This is a genomic window from Kitasatospora sp. NPDC088264, assembly GCF_040685715.1.
Lineage (GTDB): Bacteria > Actinomycetota > Actinomycetes > Streptomycetales > Streptomycetaceae > Kitasatospora.
Window position 1 is genome coordinate 23,254 of record NZ_JBFBIR010000039.1, and the last position, 22,612, is coordinate 45,865.

General features: G+C 73.6%; 13 protein-coding genes. 3 read left to right on the plus strand and 10 right to left on the minus strand.

Going from position 1 to position 22,612, the window contains the following annotated elements:
• Positions 1 to 165 precede the first annotated feature (165 nt).
• Positions 166 to 1,551 carry a rhodanese-like domain-containing protein gene (locus AB0O82_RS26005; RefSeq protein ID WP_363586367.1) on the plus strand — a complete coding sequence of 462 codons (1,386 nt, stop codon included), beginning with the start codon at positions 166 to 168 and terminating at the stop codon, positions 1,549 to 1,551.
• On the opposite strand, the gene AB0O82_RS26010 is transcribed toward AB0O82_RS26005, so the two are convergent.
• The 4 genes from AB0O82_RS26010 to AB0O82_RS26025 form a co-directional block, all read right to left on the minus strand.
• Positions 1,509 to 1,778, minus strand: a complete 270-nt coding sequence (locus AB0O82_RS26010) for a hypothetical protein (protein ID WP_363586368.1) — start codon at positions 1,776 to 1,778, stop codon at positions 1,509 to 1,511. The two genes, AB0O82_RS26005 and AB0O82_RS26010, sit on opposite strands and share 43 nt — an antisense overlap.
• Before the next feature lie 215 nt (positions 1,779 to 1,993).
• On the minus strand, positions 1,994 to 9,445 hold the full coding sequence (locus AB0O82_RS26015; protein ID WP_363586369.1) for a LamG-like jellyroll fold domain-containing protein: 7,452 nt from the start codon (positions 9,443 to 9,445) through the stop codon (positions 1,994 to 1,996).
• Between the two features lie 324 nt (positions 9,446 to 9,769).
• Positions 9,770 to 10,639, minus strand: a complete 870-nt coding sequence (locus AB0O82_RS26020; RefSeq protein ID WP_363586370.1) for a type II CAAX endopeptidase family protein — start codon at positions 10,637 to 10,639, stop codon at positions 9,770 to 9,772.
• Positions 10,640 to 11,392: 753 nt separating this feature from the next.
• Positions 11,393 to 11,935, minus strand: coding sequence for a CGNR zinc finger domain-containing protein (locus AB0O82_RS26025; RefSeq protein ID WP_363586371.1), 543 nt, complete (start codon positions 11,933 to 11,935; stop codon positions 11,393 to 11,395).
• Positions 11,936 to 12,011: 76 nt separating this feature from the next.
• Here AB0O82_RS26025 and AB0O82_RS26030 point away from each other — a divergent pair, with 76 nt between their 5' ends.
• Positions 12,012 to 13,625 (plus strand): FAD-dependent monooxygenase, encoded by a 1,614-nt coding sequence (locus AB0O82_RS26030; RefSeq protein WP_363586372.1) that lies wholly within the window; start codon positions 12,012 to 12,014, stop codon positions 13,623 to 13,625.
• Positions 13,626 to 13,763: 138 nt separating this feature from the next.
• Here the strand turns inward: AB0O82_RS26030 and AB0O82_RS26035 are convergent, their stop codons facing one another.
• The 5 genes from AB0O82_RS26035 to AB0O82_RS26055 form a co-directional block, all read right to left on the minus strand.
• Entirely contained in the window at positions 13,764 to 14,240 is a 477-nt protein-coding gene (locus tag AB0O82_RS26035; RefSeq protein WP_363586373.1) for an SRPBCC family protein, read from the minus strand.
• Between the two features lie 271 nt (positions 14,241 to 14,511).
• Positions 14,512 to 15,846: a hypothetical protein gene (locus AB0O82_RS26040; protein WP_363586374.1), complete on the minus strand. Its 1,335-nt coding sequence runs from the start codon at positions 15,844 to 15,846 to the stop codon at positions 14,512 to 14,514.
• 97 nt (positions 15,847 to 15,943) lie between these two features.
• A complete protein-coding gene (locus tag AB0O82_RS26045) occupies positions 15,944 to 18,247 on the minus strand; it encodes a condensation domain-containing protein (protein ID WP_363586375.1) in 2,304 nt (767 codons plus the stop codon).
• 62 nt (positions 18,248 to 18,309) lie between these two features.
• Positions 18,310 to 19,098: an SDR family NAD(P)-dependent oxidoreductase gene (locus tag AB0O82_RS26050; RefSeq protein WP_363586376.1), complete on the minus strand. Its 789-nt coding sequence runs from the start codon at positions 19,096 to 19,098 to the stop codon at positions 18,310 to 18,312.
• 91 nt (positions 19,099 to 19,189) lie between these two features.
• The gene (locus AB0O82_RS26055) at positions 19,190 to 20,008 is read right to left on the minus strand and encodes an AfsR/SARP family transcriptional regulator (protein ID WP_363586377.1); all 819 of its coding nucleotides are present in this window, start codon (positions 20,006 to 20,008) and stop codon (positions 19,190 to 19,192) included.
• Between the two features lie 286 nt (positions 20,009 to 20,294).
• Between AB0O82_RS26055 and AB0O82_RS26060 the strand changes: the two genes are divergently transcribed.
• Positions 20,295 to 20,822 carry an NUDIX hydrolase family protein gene (locus AB0O82_RS26060; RefSeq protein ID WP_350884975.1) on the plus strand — a complete coding sequence of 176 codons (528 nt, stop codon included), beginning with the start codon at positions 20,295 to 20,297 and terminating at the stop codon, positions 20,820 to 20,822.
• A 66-nt stretch (positions 20,823 to 20,888) separates the two neighbouring features.
• Here the strand turns inward: AB0O82_RS26060 and AB0O82_RS26065 are convergent, their stop codons facing one another.
• Positions 20,889 to 22,607, minus strand: coding sequence for an ABC transporter ATP-binding protein (locus AB0O82_RS26065; RefSeq protein ID WP_363586400.1), 1,719 nt, complete (start codon positions 22,605 to 22,607; stop codon positions 20,889 to 20,891).
• Positions 22,608 to 22,612 lie beyond the last annotated feature (5 nt).

Here is a 22,612-nt window from a genome sequence, read left to right on the forward strand (position 1 = left end):
GCGGCCGGTCCCGCGCAATGTCCACCATAGTACCCCGGGGGGTATTATCGACCTCGTTCGGCGATACCCTGCCCCGTATCGACCGTGGGGCCGTATGCTGGCACATATACCAGTGGGGGTATTGAGATCGCGCCGAGGCGCCCGACGCCGCCCAGGAGGTTCCCCGTGTACTTCGCTCAGTTCTACCTCGACTGCCTCTCCCAGGCCTCGTACCTGATCGCCGACGAGACCACCGGCCAGGCCGTGATCGTCGACCCTCGCCGGGACGTCGACGAATACCTCGCCGACGCCACGGCACGAGGCCTGACCGTCGTCGGCGTCATCAACACCCACTTCCACGCCGACTTCCTGGCCGGCCACCTCGAACTGGCCGCCCGCACCGGCGCCTGGATCGGCTACGGACACCGCGCCGAGACCGAGTACCCGATCCGCAAGCTCAGCGACGGCGAACGGATCGAACTCGGCGACGTCGCCCTCCAGATCATGGAGACCCCCGGCCACACCCCCGAGTCGATCAGCGTCCTGGTCCTCGAACAGCCCGACGACGCCGTCCCGTACGGCGTGCTCACCGGCGACGCCCTGTTCATCGGCGACGTCGGCCGCCCCGACCTGCTCGCCTCCACCGGCGTCACCGCCGTCGAACTCGGCGCCATGCTCTACGACAGCGTTCACCGCAAGCTGATGGCCCTGCCCGACGAGACCCTGGTCTTCCCCGCCCACGGCGCCGGCTCGGCCTGCGGCAAGAACCTCTCCACCGACCGCCGGTCCACCATCGGCACCCAGCGCCTGACCAACTACGCCTGCCAGCCCATGGACCAGGACACCTTCGTCCGTATCGTCACCGCCGGCCAGTCCACCGCCCCCGCCTACTTCGGCCACGACGCCACCCTCAACCGCCAGGACCACCCGCTGCTCGACCCCACGACCGCAGCCCGTCCCCTGTGCCCCGAAGGCTTCAAGGAGGTCCGCGGCGCAGGTGCCGTCGTCCTCGACGCCCGTAGCCCCCAGGAGTTCGGCGCGGGACACGTCCGCGGCGCCGTCAACGTCCCCGTCGACGGCCGCTTCGCCGAACAGGCCGGCACCGTCCTCACCCCCGACAGCAACATCGCGATCATCGCCCCGCAGGACCGCGAGGGAGAGGTCATCACCCGCCTCGCCCGCATCGGCTTCGACCGCATCGCCGGCTACCTGCGCAACCCCGGCAACGCCCTGCCCGCCCTCGCCGACGACCTCACCCCCGCCAGCCGCCTCACCGCCGACCAGCTCCGCACCGCACTCGCCAGCGAACAGCCCCCCACCGTCCTGGACGTCCGAACCTGTGGCGAACGCGAAACCGGATCCATCGAAGGCTCCCTGCACATCACCCTGACCGAACTCCCCAACCGCCTGGACGAGATCCCCACCGACCACCCCCTCGTCGTCCACTGCGCCAGCGGCCACCGCTCCTCCATCGCCGCCAGTCTGCTGCGCCACCACGGCCACCCCGACGTCTCCGACCTTCTCGGTGGCTACAACGCCTGGCACACCCTCACCCACCCCGCCGGGGCCTGAACCCAGCCGGCCCGGGCCGCGGGCGCTGCCTCGGGCCAGGCAGCCCGGTAGTCCCAGTTCTGCCCGCCGGTCTCCTCGGGCAATGAGATGGTGGGCGCGGCGATGACGTCGCCGGCGGTGACGACGGCGCACCTGGCGTGGAGGGCGAGGGCGCTGCCGGTCCACAGTTCGGCGTCGTCGGGGTGCGCGAGGGCGGCCAGGACCGAGCCCGGCACGGCACCGCTCACCACAGCCCCAGCTTCTCGATGACGTCGGCGGGCTTCGGCAGCTGGGGGGCGCCAGGCCGCGGAGGGCGACGGCCACGTCCACGTCGCGGCGCCACATCGCACCGTCGCGGCCCGCTCTTGCCGCCCGGCAGGGTGGGCAGACACGAGAGCGGGTCGGTTCGAGCCGGTGCGTTGCGGAGTGTGCGGGGCGGTGGGGTCTCCGCCGTGAGCGGGGGTTACTCGGTGACGCCGTAGTAGTCGGTGAGGAACCGGGTGATGGCCTCCTCGTGGGCGAGGAGGTGCGGCAGGTGGGTGGTGAGGGCCGTACGGGTGGCTGCGGCGAGGGCGGTCCTGGTCGCGGTGGCCTGGCGTACGTACGGGTCCAGGCGGCGGACGAGTTCGTAGTTGGACGCGATGTCGGCGCGGACCAGGTCCTGCTCCAGCGGCGGCGTGTCGGCGGCGGGGACCGGCGGCAGGATGCGGGAGACGAAGGTGACCCGGTGCAGGACGCGCCAGCAGGGCGGCTTGCGGTCGGACTGCTGGGTCTGGCGCAGTGCCGCGGCGCTGGGTGCGGAGGAGCCGGCGAGCCAGAGCGGGTCGACGACCTTGTGGAAGAAGTCGTCGAAGTTGTCCCCGGACTCGTGGAGGTAGAAGCTCATGAACCGGTAGGCGTCGACCTTCCCCGGCACCCGGCGGGGGCTGCCGTCGGGGTCGAAACGGGTCTGTCCGTCGGCGCTGTAGGCCTGGAGGTCGCCGGAGGGGCGGCAGTCCACGTCGAGGGAGTAGGAGCGGGAGGCGTCGCGGGCGCGGGTGCGGGTGACGCTGTGGCTGCCGCCGAGGCTCGCGTCGAGCTGGGCGCCGATGCCGACGCCGAACACGGTGAAGCCGAACTCGGCGCCCGCGGTGGCCATGTCCTTGACGGTGTAGGAACCGGCGGTGGTCTCGGTGACGGAGTCCGTGGTGGTGGTCGTCTCGGCGAAGAATCCTCCGTCGGCGGTCCACACGTACGTGTTGGCCAGGTCGCGCACGACGGCCCCGTCGGCAGCGGTCTGCCCGGTGCTCTCGCCCCGGTTGTCGTCGATCGGCCCGACGAAGGTCTCGGCGATCCTGGCGGCCCGCTGCTGCGTGGGATCGGGCGTGCCGGTGGCGGTGGAGACGCTCTCGTAGTAGCTGCGCAGCTGCTGCCGGCGGCGCTGGATGGCGCGTTTGAGGGCGTAGGCCTCGCGCGGCTTGTAGTAGCTGTACTCGCCGTACCGCTGGGCGTTGGGGTAGGCGGGGTCGAGGACCTTGCCGTGTTCGTCGAAGCCGACACCGCCGTCGAGGGTGCCCTGCTTGGTGTACTGGGGGTTGATGGGGAAGGTGAGGATGTTCCAGTCCCTGGGGATGTCGGGGTTGGGCAGCATCCGGTAGGCGACGAGCGTGCCGGTGTGGGCGAGGCGCAGCGCGAACACGTCGGCGGTCTGCGACTGCACCAGAGCGAAGCCGGTGTTGGCGGGCTGGTAGCGGCGGCCGAGCGCGGGGTTGAGCAGGTGGGCGGGGTCCTCCCAGTGGCCGGTGAGGGCGACGGTGGTGGCCCGCGCGGTGTCGGTGGCCTGGGTGAGGGTGGTCGCGTCGGTCCAGGTGTTGGTGAATTCGAGGGTGTTGTCCAGGCTGAGGACGGCGCCGCCCTTGACCGCCGGTTTGGCGGTGCCGATGCCCAGCGGGGCCATGATGAGCAGGGTGTCCGCGTCGTAGGTGTTCTTGAACGCGAAGTGGAAGGCGGCGTCCGCGCTGCGGTCGCGGGAGGAGGACAGCGACTCGGTGACGGAGTCGGCGGTGGTGAATCCGACGCTGGAGGCGCCCCGGTAGTCGTTGCCCTGGCCGGTGAGGTTCTCGGAGGGGACCGGCGGGGCGCCTTCGATGTAGCCGATGAGCTGGGGGTCGTACTGGACCTGGCTGACCCACTCGCTGACCAGGTCACCCACCTTGTAGCCGGTGACCAGGCGCCAGCGGCCCTCCTCGGTGAGGTAGGAGTAGGCGCGTTTCATCACACCGGTGGCAGTGCCGTCGGCCGCGTACTGCATGTCGGCGTACTCGCCGACGGCCGGTGCGGTGGCGACGGTCTCGTGGAAGGGGGTGCGCACGCCGGAGACGGCGGAGCGCACGGCCGCGGTGTCGGTGGAGACCGGAGCGGTGGACAGGACCACGGTCGGCGCGGCGCCGGGGCCGGGCCGCAGGTGGTTGCCGCGCAGGCCCATGTCGCGGACCACGTCGGTGCCGCCGGAGGTGGAGTCCCGGTCGAAGGGCCAGTAGCCGATCAGGTCTTCCTTGTCGCCCTTGAGGCGGGTGAAGAGGTTGTCGCTGATCTGTTCCGCGGTGCGGGCGGTGCGCCAGACCCGGACCTCTTCGAGGGTCCCGTCGAGGGCGTCGGTGACGGTGGTGCCGGCCAGGCGGGCGCCGAGGGTGAACTGCCGTTCCCCGTAGTGCGTCGGGCTGTCGGGGGCCGCCGCGTCGACCGGATCGGTGGCCAGCGCGATGCCGTTGCGGTAGAGGCGGAAGACGCTGGCCCGGGGGTCGGGGTCGCGCGTCCAGGTGGCGCCGCGCAGCCGGGCGGTGTGGGCGCCGGTGGTGTCGGTCGTGGTGCTGCCGGTGTTCTCCTCGAAGGTGAACCGGGCCACCAGACCGGTGTCGCGCGGGGAGACCGGGGTGCCGATGACGGCGGCGTCGCGGGCCTTGTTCCAGATCCGGACCTCGCCGAGGACGCCGCGCGTCCCGTACGTCCGCATGCCCTCCCGGACCCGCCCGATCTCCAGGGTGCCGGTGCCGCTCTCGGGGCCGGGGCCGGTGTAGCGGGAGGTTCCGGTGGGGGTGCCGTCGATGTAGAAGGTGATGTCGTCCCAGGCGTGGACGTCGACGCCCTGGACGACGTCGACGGTCTGGGTGGTGCCGGCTCCGTCCGGGCCGGTGAGGGCGATCTGCCGGGTGCCCCGCTGTTCGGTGGTCTCGCGGCCGGCCCGCTTGACGACGGCGATCCGGGTGAAGCGGCCGGAGGGGACGGTGGCCGTCGACACGAAGCGCCGGACGACCGGACCGGCCTCCTCGAAGGCGAACTCCAGCCTGCCGTCCGGGCGTACGGACAGCTGGTAGGGCACGTGCTCCTCGCCGCCGAGCCGGCCACGGGTGATCAGGCCCTGGGTGGTGCCGAGGCGTTCCAGCGTGCCGAAGACCTCCAGGGTGAGGTCGCCGGTGAGGCCGAGGGAGTCGTCCCCGTCGCTGTCCAGCCAGGACGAGCCGTCGAGCCGGACGGCCCAGGACTGTTCGAAAGCGGAGGCCACGTGGGCCCACTCGCCGGCCGGGAAGACGTCCCGGCTGCGGACGGCGCGCTCACCGACGCCGGCGACGACCCGGTAGCCCTTGGAGTGGGACTCGCCCGCCTGCGGGGTTCCGCCGAGGACGCCGTGGCGGCCGTGACCGGAGGTGTCCAGGAACTGCTGGTCGCCGCAGGTCCACGAGCCGAGCAGGCCGGGCAGTCCGCTGGCGACGTTCTGCCGCATCAGGTCACGGATCTCGTCGGCCGTCCGAGCGCGGTTCCACACCCGCAGGCTGTCGATGCCGCCCCGGAAGGACGCGGCGGCGCCGAGACCGCCGAGCACGAGCCGTCCGTCGCGGGTGACGGTTCGGGCCGTGGAACGGCGGGCGGCCTCGACGCCGTCGCGGTAGAGGACCTGGGTGCGGGTGGCGGGGTCGAGGACGGCGGCCCAGTGGTGCCAGTCGGTGTCGGTGTACGACGCGGCGGTGGTGAGGACCTCGCTCCCGAGGGCGAAGGAGACCGTCCCGGCCTGGTCGTAGGACAGGGACAGCGCGCCGGCGCCGTAGGACAGGATCGTCTCGCTCGCGGTGTGGGCGGCGACGGCCCGCCTGGCCCACAGCTCGATGGTCAGGGCGGTTCCGGACAGGGCGAGGCCGTCGACGGACACCTGGTCGTCGGCGCCGTCGAAGACCACCGCCGTACGGGCGGTGGCATCGGCGAGCAGCAGGCTGTAAGGGGCGTCGGCGTCGTTCGCGGCGTGCACCAGACACGCGGTGCGGGTGGCCCGGTAGGGGTTGACCCACGCCTCGACCGTGACGTTCGAGGCGGTCGTGGTGGTGGGGAGGGCCGCGGCGGGCAGGGCCAGGTACTGGTCGGTGCCGTTGAAGGCGAAGGCGCGGCCGGGGGACGAGCCGCGCCAGCGGCAGGGCTGTCCGACGACGGCGTCGTCGGCGGTGCCGTCCTGCACCCGGGCGTCGGGGGAGGCCGCCGCGACGGTGACGAGGCGGGAACCGCGGGAGAGGTCCGCGCCGGGCCGCTCGGCGCGTGCCAGGGCGGGGTCGTACGGGACGAGGCGCACGGGCGAGCCGGGCGCGGGGCGGCAGGGCCGGTCGACGCGCAGTGCGGTGGCCCCGGCCGGGGCCGACTCGGTGAGCAGCCGGACGCCGTCGTCGGTGGCGATGTAGGCGGGGGCGGCGAGCGGCCGGCCGAGTGGGGCCGCCAGGCCGAGCGTGGCTTCGGCGGCGGAGGGGTCCGAGGCGTCTGAGGGGTCCGGTCCGTCGGTCCGGACGGGCTCGGCGGCGGTGCCGAGCGTCTGCGGGACGTGCGTGGCGCCCGAGAGCACGTCGACGAGCGTGCCGGTGTCGCGGGGCAGGGCGCGCCAGACCTCGCGGTCGCCGGGCAGGTCGATGGTGAGGTCGCACAACCCCGGCTGCCCCTGGACCGCGGTGACGCTCACGCTCACCCCGGTCAGGTCCACTCCGGCGTCCCTGGCGGTGAACAGCAGCGCGGCGTCCCCGATGCCGAGGGTCTTGGTGCCGCGCACCACCTGGGTGTCGTAGTAGGCGGCGAAGAACTGGTCGTTGAGGCCGCGGAAGTACAGCGCGACGTGGCCGGTGGCACTGTCCATCAGGAAGGGCCGTGAGGAGGTGCGGGCGAAGGACAGCAGTCCGCCGGTGGAGCCGAGCCCGGTGGCGTCGGTGCCCAGGTGCGCGGCGGCGACCGTCACGTCGTCGGTGCCGGACAGGCCGTCGGTGAACCGGCCGAGTTCGTCCTGTGCGGAAGTCAGGGCCGCTTCGCGGACGGCGAGTTGGAGGGTGACGTCGTTGAGCTGCTCCTGGGCGGCCAGCAGCGCCTGGAGCTGTTCCTGGGCGGCGTCGTGGGCGTTGCGCGCGGCGGTGAAGGCGGTGTCCGCACCGGACCAGGAGATCCGGTCGATCCGGCACCGGCCCTCGCCGCCGGCCATGACGGTGGAGCTGGTGTACTGGGCCAGGTAGTTGCCGCCGGCGGCGCGGATCGCGAGCGTCTTGCCGCTGTGGTAGGCGACGATCTGGTAGGTGCCCTCGGACTGGGGGATCACGGCGAACAGTTCGTTGGCGGTGTTGGCGTTGCTGCTGTTGTACAGCTGGACGTAGCTGCCCTCGGCGCTGGTGCCGCCGTAGACGTTCATCTGGTAGCCGCCGTTGACGAGGCGGATGAAGTAGAGCTTGCGGCCGACGCCGTCCCGCCAGCCGGAGTAGACGAACCGCCAGCTGCTGATGCCGGGCACGGTGTCCCAACCGTTCAGGGGGTTCTTGTGGTGGAGGGTGTTGCCCTGCGGGCCGACCCAGTAGCTGTGGCCGTCGGGCCTGGTGAAGCGCAGCTGGGCGTTGTCCCAGTCCGCGGGGTTGTCGCGCTGGAGTTCCCACTGCGCCTCGGCCGCGGTCAGTGCGTGCCGCGTGGCGTCCTCCGCGGCCTGGCGGGCCGGGATGTCCGCGCAGGTGGCGGTGAGGGTGACCGACTGGGCCCGCAGGTCCGCGATCTCGGTCCGGAGGCCCTTGATCCGCTGTTCCAGCGCGCTCTGGTGGTCCAGGTCCTCGTGCTCCCGGGTGGTGAGGTCCGGCAGGGTCAGGACGTCGGCGACCTGCGCGAGCCGGCCGTCGGCGCCGACGGCGAGATCGAGGACGGCGAGGCGGGGTTCGGCGTCCGGCGCGGCCGCGTCGCCCGTGGCGCACGACAGCAGCACCCGGGTCTGGTGCTTGGCGGGCTTGGGCACGTCGTGGTACCCGGCAGCCTGGGCCTCCTGCTGGTGGTAGAGGATCGCCGACGGGGCGGAGAGGACGGTGCGGGCGGCGAAGGAGAAGCTGTCCCGGCGGATGCCCGCGTGCTCGCCCACCGGCGCCGTCGAGGTCACCCACGACACGGCCCCGGACAGGGCGGCATGCCGCGCACGGTCCGTCTGGTCGTGCGCCACGGAACCTGACGCCTCGTCGAAGCGGTAGTACGCGACCAGTCCGGGTTCGTCCCCGACCAGCCGGTGGCCGCGATCCTGCCGCAGCTCGTCCTGCGCCCGGGCCCGGTCCCAGATCCGCAGCTCGTCGGCGTCGAACGCCACGTTCCGCCCGGCGCCGCCGAGCACCGCGGTGCCGGTGCCGGGCGGCGGGGTGAACGGACCGGTCCCGCAGGGCAGTCCGTCCACGTGCAGCGTGGCCGTACCGTCCCGGCAGACCACGGCGAGGTGGGCGTACTCGCCGGCCGCCAGGGCCCGGGTCCCGGTGACGGTGCCCGACCCGCTGAGCAGGGGCACGCCGCCCTCGGCCAGCTCCAGCACGAAGCCGTCGGTGTACACGGTCGTGGCCGCCGCCCGCTCGGGCCGCAGCCACACCTCGACGGTGAACTCCGGCCCGTCCCGCACGCCGGCGACCGCCGCCGCCGCGTCGGGCCCGGCCAGCCGCAGCGCGGTCTCCCCGGAGCCGGAGCGGGACGCCACCGGCACCAGCGGCGCCCCCGTGAAGGGGCAGGTGCCGGGCTCCCGCTCGTACACGGCGCCCTGGTAGGCGGGGTCGGGGCTGGTCCAGGCCCGGCTTCCCCGGGTGTCGAACAGCCCGTCCGTGCTCTGCTCCACGCTCAGGGCGTCGATCCGGGAGGTGGCCGTGTTGTGGCTGAAGAACTGCCAGCGGCCGGTGCCCGCGACGCTGGTGGGTACGAGCAGCGCCGTGAACCGCCCCTCGCTCAGGTTCCTTACGAAGCCGAGTACCTGCGTCGGCTCGCGGAACGGACGGCCCTCCATGTCGGTGCCGCCCAGGCTGTCCTTCGCCGAATCCGGCCGGTCCTTGCTGCGGCTGCGCCGGTAGCGGATCTCCCGTACGGGCTTGAGGACACCGTCCACCAGCAGGAAGCGGTCGCACAGCAGCGCCGAGTCGACCAGCGCTGCCCCCGTCGCGCCCCCCGACGCCCGGCCGGACCCCGCCTCGCGCACGGCGTCCGGGTGTCCGGCGGCCACCGACTGGCGCAGCACCACCACGTACGTGCCGTCCGACAGCACCTGGAACGGGACGGCGGCGGTGAGCCGGGCCGTGCTGGACAGGAACGGGTCGCTCTCCTGCGGGGCGAGCACCTGCGTGTGCTCCGCCTCGACCCGCCCGCCCTTCTTGACGTGAGGCATCGTCACGGTACCGAGCGCGGCGTACCCGACGCGGACGAGCTCCTCGGGAAAGGACAGCTCCAGCGGATCCTCGGTCCAGTAGGCGGCGTCCGCCTCCCCCCGGGCGGGATCGTAGGCACCGAGCGCCAGGACCGAGTACACGATGCGCCGCTGGTCGTCCATCGCGAACGCCACGGTCGTTCCTTGATGGCGGACCACCGTGGTGGAGCTGTAGGTGCGGTCACTGTAGACCTTCACCACGCCGTCACTGACACTCATGAAGCCCGCTCCCTCGGCCGTGCACGTGGACATGACGCACAACCGGGACCCTACGGAAAGTACATCCTCGTAACCAGGGAGTGATTTCGGCCATGCCTGAACTGGCTGTTCCTGGGGTCCGGCTCGGGTTTTGCGGGAGGCGGGGCCCGGATCGGCGTCTTCGCGTCGTAGCGCCGGACTGCGGAGTCTGACGCCCGATTGACATCCGCTGTCTCACCCGCCGGGCAAGGGCGTGTCCCCCTTCGCCGTTCACACCCGCGGCCGAGTGCCGGCCGATTCACCCGTGCGGGTGCTCCACGCCGTACGGGAGCGGCGACGGGATCATCACGCCAGCGGTCCCTGGTCGACTGCCACGGAGGGTTCGATTCGCTTGCGCCGGACGATGAGTACGACGATCAGCGCGATCTGCAGCGCGATGAGCAGGACCATGCCGACCGAAACACCTGGTTCGGGGCCGACCAGGTTCGAGATCAGGCTGGTGTCCCACAGGCCGTGGACCAGCATCGGGAGCAGGATGACCCCGCCGACGCGCAGACACAGGTAGAAGAAGTAACCGGAGGTCGCCACGATCACCGCCTGCCCGATCGCCTGCGGGCCGGTGCTGATGGCATTGCTGACGTGGACCAGTCCGAAGACGACCGAGGAGAACAACGCGGTCCGGCCCTCGCTGAGGCCGGCCCGCCGGAAGACCTGGACACCGACGCCGCGGAACATCAACTCCTCACCGACCCCGACGAACACCCCGAGCACCAGCAGGCACACCACCAGCGACGCCTGCTGCTGGGCGAGATGCCCGTAGTTGAGCCCCGCGACCGCAGCGACGATCATCGAGATCGGCACCAGGTGCACCCACCGCCGCACAGGTGCGCGGTAGCGGAAGACAGCGGGCCACCACCTGAGCCAGGTGATCACCGCGCTCACGAACACGATGGAGGCGCCGATCGGGATCAGCGCGTTGTGGACGATCGCCTCGGTCGTCGGGAACTGGCTCCGGGAGTTCCCGTTGTCCACGTGAATGGCCGCGCCGAGCCCTTGGATGATGCCCAGGTAGACGATGACGATCAGGGCGTAGCCGAGCCAGGTCAGCCGTCGGCCGTGGTCGGCCGCGGCCGGCGGGTCCGGAGCGGAGGAGTCGTTCGTGCCCGGTACCGCCACGGGCACTTCGTGCCCGTCGTCATTGCTCGTCACGCTCATGCCGCCGCTTCTCCTGTCCGAGCCCACACACTCTGAGCCCCCGGCGTCAGCCGGATGCCGTTACAGGGGGAGTACTGTATAAGGTATACAAGCACCTTAATGGGATATTCCGCTATGCCTGCTTGAACAGGAAAGGTCCCGCTGTCACCAGTGGGGCCTTCCTTGGCGCGGGGCAGGGCGCTTCCTGCGGTTGTGCGGTGCTCGCTGACCGATGCCGGCTGCTGACGCGGGCCCTTCGACGCCGTGAAGGTGTGCCGGGTTGCAGGCGCCGGATCGGGAGCCGGGTCGGGAGCCGGACCGTGGTCGGACCACAGAGCCCAGGCGGCTCCTGGCGGGGAAACAGTCGCCTGCCGCGCAGTGCACGGAGCCTGCCCCAGGGCGCACGGGCCGGGATGTCGCGGGTTGCCTGCCACGGGCGACGCCTACGCTCATGAACGTTCACTCCCCGCGAGGTGCCGGGTCGTCTGGACGCGGCCTTCGTCAGAAGCAGGGTGGCCCACGGTACTTTGCGTGACGTGGACTGTGCCGCCGCCCGTGCGGTGACCGGTGTGCTGGGGGGCCTGGCCTGCCACAGACCTGTCGGAGTTGCCCACGGTGCCGTACGCGGTGCTGGCCGGACTGTCCAACGAGGAGTCGGTGGCCGGTCGGGACGGCCGTAGCCGGGTTCGAGCCATCGCCCGGACATCGTCGCCATCCGCAGCTGCCGCGACGTCACCCGGCTGAAGGGTGGGGGAGGGGCGCGCCGGCGGGCCGTCAGTCGGTGGCGCGCTGGGCCCGGTGGGCGGCGACCCGCACCCGGGTGGCGCAGCGCGGGGTGCAGAAGCGCTGCGGGGTGCGGCGGCCGGTGTCGATGAAGAAGCGGTTGCAGTCGGGGGCGGCGCACTCGCCCCAGGCGCAGGTGCCGCGCTCGCTGAGCCACAGGCCGAGGGCTAGGGCGGAGGTGGAGAGCAGCCAGTGGGTGAGGCCGGCGGCCGGGGGCGCCTGGGTGTGCATCGACCAGGGGCGGCCGGGGAGGCGGACGAGGCGGGGGCGGGCCGGGTAGTGGTCGAGCAGGGTGTTGATCGCTTCGGCCGCCTCGTCCTCGTCGTGGAGGGCGAGGATGCCGATCAGCGGGGCGGCGGCTTCGCGCAGCTCCCGGGCGTCGGCGTCGGTGAGGCGGAAGGGCGGGCCTCCGTGGCGTTCCAGGAGGGCTTGCAGATCGGCGGCGCCCGCCTCGGGGTCGGCGCGGACGGTGTTCGCGAGCTCGGTGACGAAGTGGAGGCCGCGGGGGTTGCCGCCGTCGTGGTCCTGGGTCATGGGTACGCCCCTTCCGATCGTTTGCGCACCCCATGGTAACGTCGAAATCAAAGATTAGGCGTTACGAAGGAGTGGCATGCGATTCCCGGCAACGACGTCCGTCCTGATCGTCGGCGCAGGCCCGGTCGGCCTGACCATGTCGCTCCTGCTCTCCGGGCACGGCGTGCCGCACCTGCTCGTCGAGGCGCACCAGGGCACCTCCCGCCACCCCAAGGCCCGTGGCGTGTCCGCGCGTTCGATGGAGATCTTCCGCAGGCTCGGACTGGAAGCCGACATCCGGCAGGCCGGGCTCCCGGCCTCGCACGTCTTCTTCTACCGCGGCCGCGACCTCGTCGACCCGGACTTCGTACGCACCGGCGTGGCCGGCGCCCCGGACGGCGGCGCCGAGCGCACCCCGTCGCCGGGGCTCATCTGCTCGCAGGACGCCCTGGAGGCCGTGCTGCTGCGCCAGGCCCGTGAACTCGCGCCGGACGGCGTACGGTTCGCCACCCGGCTGCTCTCCTTCACCGAGTTCACCGAGTTCACCGAGTTCACCGAGTTCACCGAGCCCGCCACCGTCGGCGCATCCGCAGGCGGCGGCGAGGGCGTGCACGCGGTGCTGGAGGACCGGGCCACCGGCGACCGGCACACCGTGCGCGCCGACTGGCTGATCGGCTGCGACGGCGCAGCGAGCACCGTCCGCACCGGCGCCGGGATCGCCATGGCAGGGCCGACCGGCCTCGGCCACTTCCTCAGCATCCGCTTCGAGGCGCCGCTCGGCGAGGTCGTCGCCGACCGGGCCAGCGCGTCCTACTTCCTCACCGAGCCCGGCCGCGGCGGCTTCCTGGCCGTGGACAACGACCGGCACTGGATCTACCAGCACCCCTACGACCCCGGGCGCGCCGACCTCGCCGACCTCCTCGGCGACCACCGGCAGCTGGCCCGGCTGGTGCGCGACGCCGCCGGACTGCCCGACCTCGACGTCACCGTCCGGGACACCCAGACCTGGCGGCTGGACGCCCAACTCGCCGACACCTACCGCCGGTCACGGGTCCTGATCGCGGGCGACGCGGCCCATGTGACGCCCCCCACCGGTGGACACGGCATGAACACCGGCATCGGCGACGCCGACAACCTGGCCTGGAAGCTCGCCGCGGTCGTGGCCGGGTCGGCCGGCGAAGCGCTGCTGGACACCTACCAGGCCGAGCGCCGCCCCGTCGCCCGCCAGGTCATCGACCTGTCCCTCGCCAACTCCCGCGCCCGCACCGGCTACCGGATCGACGACGAACTGCTGCTCACGGCGGCCTACCGCTCCACCGCCGTCCACGCCGACCCCGACGCACCCGCCCGCCCGCCGCTGGACCCGGACGGCGAGCACCCCGACGGCGGGCCCGGTGGCCGCCTCCCGCACCTGTGCCTGGCCGGACTCCCCGGGGCGGCGTCGACGCTCGACCTCATCGGCCCCGGCTTCACCCTGCTCACACCCACCGGCGACCCCGCCTGGCAACGCCAGGCCGACACCGCCGCAGCGGCAGGCCTGCCCGTCGTGCTGCGGCCACTGCCCGCAGCCGACTGGCCCGGCCTCTCCGGCCTCCCCGCCACCGGCGCGCTCCTCACCCGCCCCGACGGCCACATCGCCTGGCAGGCGCCCCACCCGCCCGCCGGCGACGCCGAGTTGCGGGAAGTCCTGCGGCGGATCCTGTCGGCGTAGGCGGCCGACCCGAGGCCACCGGCCGACCCGACGCCACTGGCCGGGACCGTCACCGAATGCCGGCGGAGTACGACCGCGTCACGGTCGACGACGACCCGCGCGGGTACGTCCGCCGGCAGTACCGGCTCTGGCGCGACGTCAGGCCGTACGGGGTCCCGCCTCCAGCAGCTGGTCCAGCACCCGGCCGAAGACCAGGCGTCCGGCGCGGGCCACGAGCGGGTCGAGTGCCGCGGGCAGGCGCGCGACCCGGAGTTCCTCCGTCCAGGTCACCTCGGATCCGCCGGTCTCCCCGGTCTGCCCGGTGTCCTGGCCGGGGGCCCGTACGCGCAGTTCGGCCCAGCCGAGCACCAGCCGGCCCCGCTTCTCCAGCCGGCACAGCCCGTCGCGCCCAGGTGCGGGGGCGGCCAGGCCGACGATCTCCATCGGGTCGTCGAACCGGAACGGCCCGATGACCGTCCGGGCCAGGATGGCGTCCCCCGCCTGCCCGCCACCGCCCCGCACCACGGTGACCCGGGTGAACGGCACCCGGTCACCGTGCCGGGGCCAGGCGGTCAGCCGCTCCCAGCAGACGGCCGGGGGCAGCGGCGAACGGCGGGTCAGGACGAAGCAGGCCATGCCTCACCTTAGGGTCCGCCGCACCGCAGGTGCTGAAGACGGAGCCTGGCGCCCTTCGCCAGCAGGTCGCGGCCGATCAGGGAGATCGCGGCCAGGCCTTTGCGAACCGGCGCACCAGTGCACCAGTGCACCGGTCCGGGCACTCCGGGAGCTGACCCGCCCGCCACGTTCACGTCCCCGCCGGAGCGTGGCCGAACCCCCCTCACCCGTCTGGGAGGGCCTGGCAGGCCCGATGGCGGAGTGAGAGGGGTCCGCGGATTTCCTCGTGCCGTCAGCAGCGTCGGCGTCGCGGCCTCGGCCTGCCGAACCAGGCGGCACCCGCCCCCGTGGCGATGAGGGCGGCGGCAATCCACGCTGCCGGGCCGACGTGTGCTCCGGTCTCGGGCAGTTCAGGCCCGGTCGCGGTCGCGGTCGCGGTCGCGGTCGCGGTCGCGGGCGTGGTGGTCGTGGTCGTGGAGGGCGACGGCGGCGCGGTGGTCGTGGAGGGCGAGGGGGAGGCCGACGGCGACGGTGAGGAGGAGGGGGACGGTGAGGCCGACGGCGACGGTGAGGAGGAGGGGGACGGTGAGGCCGACGGCGACGGTGAGGAGGAGGGGGACGGCGAGGAGGAGGGGGACGCCGACGGTGAGGGGGACGGGGACGGGCTGGCGGTGGTGATGTTCAGTCGGGCGGTGGCGGGGCCCGAGGTGACCGTGGCTCCCGTGGCGAACGGCCTGGTCCCGTCGACGCCGGAGGCCGTGGCGGTGTTGGTGACCGATCCGGCGCTTCCGTCCGCCGCGGAGGGGGTGTAGGTGGCCTGGCAGGTCTGACTCTGCCCGGCTGCGAGGGGTGTGCCGGGGCAGCTGATCGACGACAGCCCCGGGAGCGGATCGTCGACCGCGACCGCCGTCCACGGCACGGGGCCGGTGTTGGTGACGGTGTACTGGTAGGTGACGGTCTGGCCGACCTGCGCCGTGGTGATCGGGGCTCCGCCGGCGGTCGCCGACTTGGCCAGCGACAGGCCGAACGGGTCGGGGATGGCGACCTGCACCGTGGTGCCGGTCACCGTTCCCGAGGGGTTGGTGCCGACCGCCCCGACCTGGTTGGTGCAGGCGCCGCCGCTGTCGCTGGAGACGATGTTCCACCCGGTGGCGTACTGCGGCACCACCGCGCCGGCCACGGTGCGCTGTTGCAGCGCCTTGGAACACCCGCCACTGCTCGCCTCGCCCGCCGGGAGCGCGGGCAGCGCCGGGCTGCCCGTCACCGTCGGGTTGGAGAACCCGGCCGTCGAGCCCTGGGTGACGTCCGTGAGCAGTTCGCTGTACGTGCCTGCGGCGCCGACGTACACGACTGCCGGGTCACCGGTCACGGTGACGTCCGCGACTTGGGTGCCCTGCGGGCCGGTGAGCTGAAACTGGCAGGGATCGCCCGAGGTCCCGATCGGCTCGACGATGAAGTAGGCGACTCCGGAAGCGTCGGTGTCGGAGAAGGACAGCGAGCAGTTGCCGGCGATATCCAGCTGGGTCAACGTCGGTGCCGCGGACGCCGTCGTGGGGACGGCCAACCACAGACTTGCGATGAGCAGGCCGAGGCAGGCAAGGGCGGTTCTACGGGCGAGCCAGATCATGCTGGTGACGCTAAGTGACCCAATTCGGCCGTGGGGGCGAGCCACGCGCCCTGGTCACTCGTCCGGCTGATGGGAACGATCGGGCGTCGGGCGCGGATCACGGCGGGGGCGTGCCGCCGAGGAGGGGGGCCAGGGCGAACAGGTCGGACGGGGCGGCGTCGTCGGGGAGCAGGACGACCAGCGGGGGGCGGGCCGGCGGGCCGAGCCGGGCGACCTCGTAGGCGGTGACGCCGCTGCCGGGCGCGGCGACCAGGGCGACCGGGGCCGGGGACTCCAGCAGCGGGGCGAGGACCGGGCGGTAGGCGGCCGGTGAGGGCGGGCCGGCGGCCGGGCGGAGCACGCCGAGCGCCTGCGGCCCCGGCCAGCCGCGCGCGGTGCCGGGGTAGCGGGTGTGCGGGGCGTCGGGCGGGGGCAGCAGCAGCACCCAGCCCGCGCCCGGGCGGGCGGCCCGGCGCAGCACCTCCAGCCGGACGGCCGGGCCGTCCGTCGGCGCGTCCGAGGCCGGCGGGTGGTCGGCGGGCCCGCCGGGTCGGGGAGCGGGGTGTCCGGCGAGGGTGGAGCGCAGCACCTCCGTGGTGCTGAGGCCGCTCGGCAGGTCGGGGAAGGTGCGCAGCAGGTGGGCGCTCTGGCTGAGGAGTTCGACGGCGTCCCGGTCGGCCAGCAGGGCGCGGTCGTGGGTGGTGGTGAGGACGAGTCCGCCGGTGGCGTCGTAGTGGGCGGCGAGGGTGATCGGGTACGAGGTGAAGGTGCCGGCCGGTACGGGGTTCTCCACGTGGATGCCGTGCGCGGCCAGGTCGGTCTCCAGCCGCAGGTGGTGCGGGGCGGTCGGCTGGTGTTCCAGGACGACCAGGCTGTGCGGCCGCTGCCCGCGCGGGGTGGCGCTCCAGCGGTGGGCCTGTCCGGGCGAGACCCACTCGTAGGCGGCGAGGTCGAGCACGCCGTCGCGCAGGGCCGCGAGCAGTTGCGGCACCGTCGTGCCCGGGTGCACCCGGACGGAGATCGGCAGCGGGTTGCGCAGCGCGCCGGGCAGCCGGTCGATGCCGTCCAGCGGGATGCCCCGTCCGGAGACCGTCACCGCGAAGCCGACCCGCACCGCCCGGGCCGGTCGGTGCTCGCGGGACTGCGCCGCGCGGTAGAGCAGCAGTGCCCAGGCGGCCTGGAGGGCGCTGCTCTCGCCCGCCCCCCAGGCGGCCGCCCAGCCGCGCAGCCGGACCGCCTCGTACGGGGTGAGCCGGCGCCGGGCGCGTCCGCTGCCGCGCCGGGTCGGGTCGGGGGCGAGCGGGAGGACGGCGCCGGCGGCGGTCCGGGTGGCCCAGAACTGCCGGGCGGCGTCGCTTCCCTGGGCGTCGAGCCAGCGGGCGTGGTCGCGGACGTCGGGGCGGCGCTCGCCGCCGGGCAGGACGCCGCCGGTCAGGTAGGCGCGGTAGAAGGCCTGGAGGAGCAGCCGCACGCTCCAGCCGTCGAGCATCGCGTGGTGGTAGGTGAGCAGGACCCGGGTGGCCGGCCCCTCGTCCTGGTCCTGCGGGCCGGAGTCGAGCAGGGTGGCGCGCAGCAGGGCGGGTCGGCGCAGGTCGAAGCCGCGGTGCCGGTCGGCTTCCAGCAGGTCGTCCCAGCCGACCGCGCCGTGCGGGTGCCGGGTGACTTCGGGGACGGCCCGTTCGTGCAGCACCATCCAGGGGTCGCCGGCGGTGTCGTCCCAGTCGAAGGCGGCGCGCAGCACCGTCTCGTGGTCGAACACGGACTGCCAGGCGGCGGTGAACCGGTCGGTGTCCAGCGGCCCGTGCCAGTTCCAGGACAGCTGTTCGACGTGCCGCCCGCCGTGGTCGGCGCGCCCGATGACCTGGCGCAGCATCTCCCGTTGCAGCGCGCTGGTCGGCACCGTGACGGGCTCCGGCGGGTGCGCCAGCGCCTCCCGCAGCCGCTCCACGAGTTCGGCGGCGCGCGCGGACGGTCCGGCGGCGATGCCGACGAACAGGCGCCGGAGGCCGTCCCGGCGGTCCTCGACCAGGACGGCGCGCAGCCGCGCTCCGGCGGCGAGGGCGCGTCCGAGGTCGGCCAGGACCCGGTCGAGCCCGTCGGGGCCGTCCACCGTGCGCTCCCAGAGCGCGTCCGCCCGGTCCTGGGGCGTGGGACTGGCCCCGTCGACGGCGCGCAGGGCGGCGCGCAGCACGTCGGCCTCGTAGGCCTGTTGCAGCTCGACCAGCAGGAACTCCGGGGGCCGGCCGGCCCCGCGTGGCTGCGGCGGACGCCACCGGCGGGTGGCGGTGCGGGCCAGCGCGGCGTTGACCGCCCCGGTGTCGAGCCGTCTTGGCGGACGGGCGGCGGGCAGGCAGGGCTCGGGCGACGGGGCGCCGGCCACCAGCAGGGTGACGGGTGCGCTGGAGAAGTGACGGTTCGTCATCGCTGATCAGCGGGCACCGGAGCCCGGTTCCTTCCCGTGGGCCGGCCAGGGTTGCGCCGGGGTTACTGGGTGGCGAGGCCGCCGCAGACGTTCAGCGCCTGGGCGGTGATGCTGGCGGCGGTCGGGGAGGTGAGGTAGCCGGCCAGCGAGGCGACCTCCTCCGGGGTGGTGTAGCGGCCGAGCGGGATGTGCGTCTGGAAGTGCTGGTGGATGGTCTCGGGGGTGGTGTTGTAGGCGGTGGCGTACTCGTGGTGGATCCGGGTGGTGTGCGGGGTGTGCACGTAGCCCGGGCAGATGGCGTTGACGGTGGTGCCGGTCGGGGCCAGTTCCTTGGCGAGTGCCCGGGTGAAGCCGATCACGGCGTGCTTGCTCGCGGTGTACGGGGCGCCGAGGGTGACGGCCTGCTTCCCGGCGGTGGAGGCGATGTTGATGATCCGCGGGTGCGCGGTGCCGGTGAGGTGGCCGTGCTTGAGGGTCTCCCGGGTGACCAGGAAGACGGCGTTCAGGTTGGTGTCGATGACGTCGTACCAGAGGTCGTCCGTGGTGGTGGCGATCGGCCCGCCGCCGGTGCGGCCGGCGTTGTTGACCAGCACGGTGATCGGGCCGTGCTCGGCCACCACGTGCCGGATCAGCGCGCTGACCTGGGTGGGGTCGCGCACGTCGCAGGTGGTGCCGTCGGCCTGGTGGCCCTCGCCGCGCAGGGTGGCCAGCGCGTCGGTGATGTGCGGGCCGGTGCGGGCGCAGATGAAGAGGCGGTGGCCGCGGCTGCCGAGCTCGCGGGCGATGGCGAGGCCGATCCCGCGGGTGCCGCCGGTGATCAGGGCGAGGGGTTGCTCGGGTGCGGTGGTCATGGCGGGTCCTGGGGGTGAGGGCGGGCTGGGAGCTCGGGCCGGTGGTGGGTGGTCGGTGGTCGGGGGTCGGTGGGGTGGTCGGGGCGGGAGCTCAGGCCGGGTAGAGGTTGTAGGTGGTCGGGTGGGCCGTGGTCGGGGTGTTGAGGGTGGGGTCGAGGGTGAGGATCGCGTGGTGCAGGTGTTGCAGGTGCGGGGAGGGCTGGATGCCGAGCTCGGTGGTGAGGCGGTGCCGCAGGTGGTGGTAGGTGGCGAGGGCGGTGGTCTGCCGGCCGGCCCGGTAGAGCGCGACCATGGCCTGGGCGTGCAGGCCCTCGTGGTGCGGGTGCTGGTGGGTGAGGTGGGTGAGTTCGGGGATGAGCTCGTTGTGCCGGCCGAGCCGCAGGTCGGTGTCGATGCGGCGTTCCAGGGTGATCAGGCGGCTCTCCTCCAGGCGCATGATCTCGATGGCGAGGATCGGCCCGGGCCGCACGTCGACCAGGGCCGGGCCGTGCCAGAGCGCGAGGGCCTGCCGGAAGTGGGTGGCGGCCTGGTGGTCGTGGCCGTGGTTGAAGGCGTGCTGCCCCTGGGTGGTGAGCAGGCTGTAGGTGTGGACGTCGAGGTTGTCCGGGTGGGTGGTGAGCTGGTAGCCGCCGTGCCGGGTGGTCAGGATGTCCTTGGCGGTGATGTGCGGGGTCGGCCCGAGGCCGTGGGTGATCCGGCGGCGCAGTTGCAGGATGTACGTCTGCATGGTGGTGAGCGCCTGTCTGGGCGGGTCGTCGCCCCAGATCTCCTCGATCAGGGTGGCGGTGGGCAGGATGCGGTTCGGGTAGAGCGCGAGGAGGGCCAGGATCTGGCGCTGCTTGGCGGCGGTGGGGACGACGGAGATGCCGTTGAGGTCGGCGGTGAGGGGGCCGAGGACCTTGAGGTGCATGGCGGTTCTCCTCTCGGGCGCGGGGCGTCCGCTCGGGTGGGCGTCATTCGGCTGCTTGTTCGGGTCGACGGAATGGTGGGGCGGACGCGTCGCACCCTAGTTGGGCCGAGGGGTGGGGGCCGGATTCCTCAAGTGCCCGTCGAGCGCGGTTCCGGGCGCTCTGGTGGGGCGCCTCCGGGCGGAGCGGTGCGGCGGGCCGGTGCGGCGGGCCGGCGCTCGACGGTGTGACGGGCGGGGCGCCCGGCGCGGACGGGGCCCGGGAACGTACGATCGGCGAATGGCTGACATGACGGAAACCACGCCAGGCTGGCTCGCCCCCGAGGAACTAGAGACCACCCGCGCCAAGATGCCGATCCTGTACGTCGAGGCCGTGCCGGTCCGCGTCGACGACGCCGGCGAGGTCACCCAGATCGGCCTCCTGCTGCGGATCGGACCGGACGGGACGGTCAGCCGCACGCTGGTCTCCGGCCGGGTGCTGCACCACGAGCGGATCCGCGACGCCCTGCTGCGCCATCTGGAGAAGGACCTCGGCCCGGTGGCGCTGCCCCGGATCCCGGCCTCGCTGCAACCGTTCACGGTCGCCGAGTACTTCCCGACCCTGGGGATCACCGAGTTCCACGACCCGCGTCAGCACGCGGTGTCGCTGGCGTACGTCGTGCCGGTGGCCGGCGACTGCCGGCCGCGCCAGGACGCGCTCGACCTGGTCTGGTTCAGCCCGCAGGAGGCCGCCTCCCCGCTGGTGCAGCAGGACATGCCCGGCGGTCAGGGGGCGCTGCTCAAACGGGCCCTGGCGCACGTCGGCTGCCTGAGCTGAGCACTCCGGCCGGGGCCCGCACCTCACCGGATGCGGGCCCCGGCCGGGAGCCGGTCAGGGAGCCGGTCAGGCTCCGGCGGATGCCAGGCGCGCGTTGCGCCGGGCGGTCGCCTCGACCGGGTCCAGCACCGGCACGGCCGCCAGCAGGCCCTTGGTGTACGCGTGCTGGGGGGAGTCGTACACGGCGTCGGCGTCGCCCTGCTCCACGATCCGCCCGGCCTGCATCACCGCGACCCGGTCGCTCACCTGCCGGACCACGGCGAGGTCGTGGGCGATGAAGACCAGCGCGAGGCCGAGGTCGCGCTGCAACTCGCCGAGCAACGCGACCACCTGGGCCTGGGTGGTGACGTCCAGTGCGGAGACCGGCTCGTCGCAGACGATCAGTCGCGGCTGCGGGGCGAGCGCCCGCGCGATGCCGACCCGCTGGCGCTGTCCGCCGGAGAACTCGTGCGGATAGCGGTGGTACCAGTCGGCGTCGAGGCCCACCCGTTCGAGGAGCTCGCCGACCCGGGCGCGGATGCGGCGCTCGTCGCTCCCACCGGCGATGCGCAGCGGGTCGGCGATGGACTCCCCGATGCTGCGGCGCGGGTTGAGCGAGGACACCGGGTCCTGGAAGACCATCTGCAACTCCCTCCGGAGTGGGCGCAGTTCGTTCTCCCCGAGCGCTCCGATGTCCCGGCCGCGGTAGTGGAGCCGGCCGCCGGTCGGCTCCAGCAGCCGGACCAGCATCCGCCCGAGTGTGGTCTTGCCGGAGCCGGACTCGCCGACGATGCCCAGCGTCTCGCCCGCGTGCACGGTGAGCGAGACGCCGTCCACGGCGGCCACGGGGGCCGCGCGCCGGGTGAGGCCGCCGCGGGTGGCGAACTCACGGCGCAGGTCGGTGGCTTCGAGCAGGACGTCGCCGTCGGTGCGCCCGGCGGCTCCGTCGGCGGCGGTGCCCGCGGCAGGCCCGGCAGAACCGGCAGGCCCGGCGGGCCCGGTCGGTGCGCCCGGAGCGTCGACCCGGGGCACCGCCGACAGCAGCGCGCGGGTGTACGGCTCGCGCGGCGCGCCCAGCACCTCGGTGACCGGGCCGTGTTCCACCGCCCGGCCGTCCTTCATCACCAGCACCCGGTCGACGCTCCCGGCGACCACCCCCAGATCGTGGGTGACCAGGACCAGCCCGGCCCCGGTCTCGGCCCGCAACTCGTGCAGCAGGTCGAGGATCTGGGCCTGGACGGTGACGTCCAGCGCGGTCGTGGGCTCGTCGGCGACCAGCAGCCGCGGCTCGCAGGCCAGGGCCATCGCGATCAGCACCCGCTGGCGCATGCCGCCGCTGAACTCGTGCGGGCGCGACCGCGAGCGCCGTCCCGGGTCGGGGATGCCGACGCGGCCGAGCACCTCGACGGCGCGGGCCCTGGCGGCCCGGCGGGAGACGGCCCGGTGGACCCGTACGACCTCGGCGATCTGGTCGCCCACGGCGTAGTACGGGTCGAGGGCGGAGAGCGGGTCCTGGAACACCATGGCCGCCAACCCGCCGCGCAGCCGCCGCAGTTCGTCGCCCTCGGCGGTGACGGCGTCGATGCCGGCGACCCGGACGGAGCCGCCGACCCGGGCGCCGGTGCCGCGGTGCAGGCCGAGCAGTCCGTAGGCGACGGTGCTCTTGCCCGACCCGGACTCGCCGACGATGCCGAGCGCCTGCCCGGCCTCCAGGGTGAAGCCCACGCCGTCGACGGCGCGTACGTGCCCGTCGCCGACCGGGAAGTCGACGACGAGATCCCGGACGTCGACCAGGGGAGGAGCCAGGGGTT

Coding starts and splice junctions, on each gene's coding strand:
- AB0O82_RS26015 (WP_363586369.1), bottom strand. CDS start 9,445: ATGAGTGTCAGTGACGGCGTGGTGAAGGTCTACAGTGACCGCACCTAC.
- AB0O82_RS26020 (WP_363586370.1), bottom strand. CDS start 10,639: ATGAGCGTGACGAGCAATGACGACGGGCACGAAGTGCCCGTGGCGGTA.
- AB0O82_RS26025 (WP_363586371.1), bottom strand. CDS start 11,935: ATGACCCAGGACCACGACGGCGGCAACCCCCGCGGCCTCCACTTCGTC.
- AB0O82_RS26030 (WP_363586372.1), top strand. CDS start 12,012: ATGCGATTCCCGGCAACGACGTCCGTCCTGATCGTCGGCGCAGGCCCG.
- AB0O82_RS26035 (WP_363586373.1), bottom strand. CDS start 14,240: ATGGCCTGCTTCGTCCTGACCCGCCGTTCGCCGCTGCCCCCGGCCGTC.
- AB0O82_RS26040 (WP_363586374.1), bottom strand. CDS start 15,846: ATGATCTGGCTCGCCCGTAGAACCGCCCTTGCCTGCCTCGGCCTGCTC.
- AB0O82_RS26045 (WP_363586375.1), bottom strand. CDS start 18,247: ATGACGAACCGTCACTTCTCCAGCGCACCCGTCACCCTGCTGGTGGCC.
- AB0O82_RS26050 (WP_363586376.1), bottom strand. CDS start 19,098: ATGACCACCGCACCCGAGCAACCCCTCGCCCTGATCACCGGCGGCACC.
- AB0O82_RS26055 (WP_363586377.1), bottom strand. CDS start 20,008: ATGCACCTCAAGGTCCTCGGCCCCCTCACCGCCGACCTCAACGGCATC.
- AB0O82_RS26060 (WP_350884975.1), top strand. CDS start 20,295: ATGACGGAAACCACGCCAGGCTGGCTCGCCCCCGAGGAACTAGAGACC.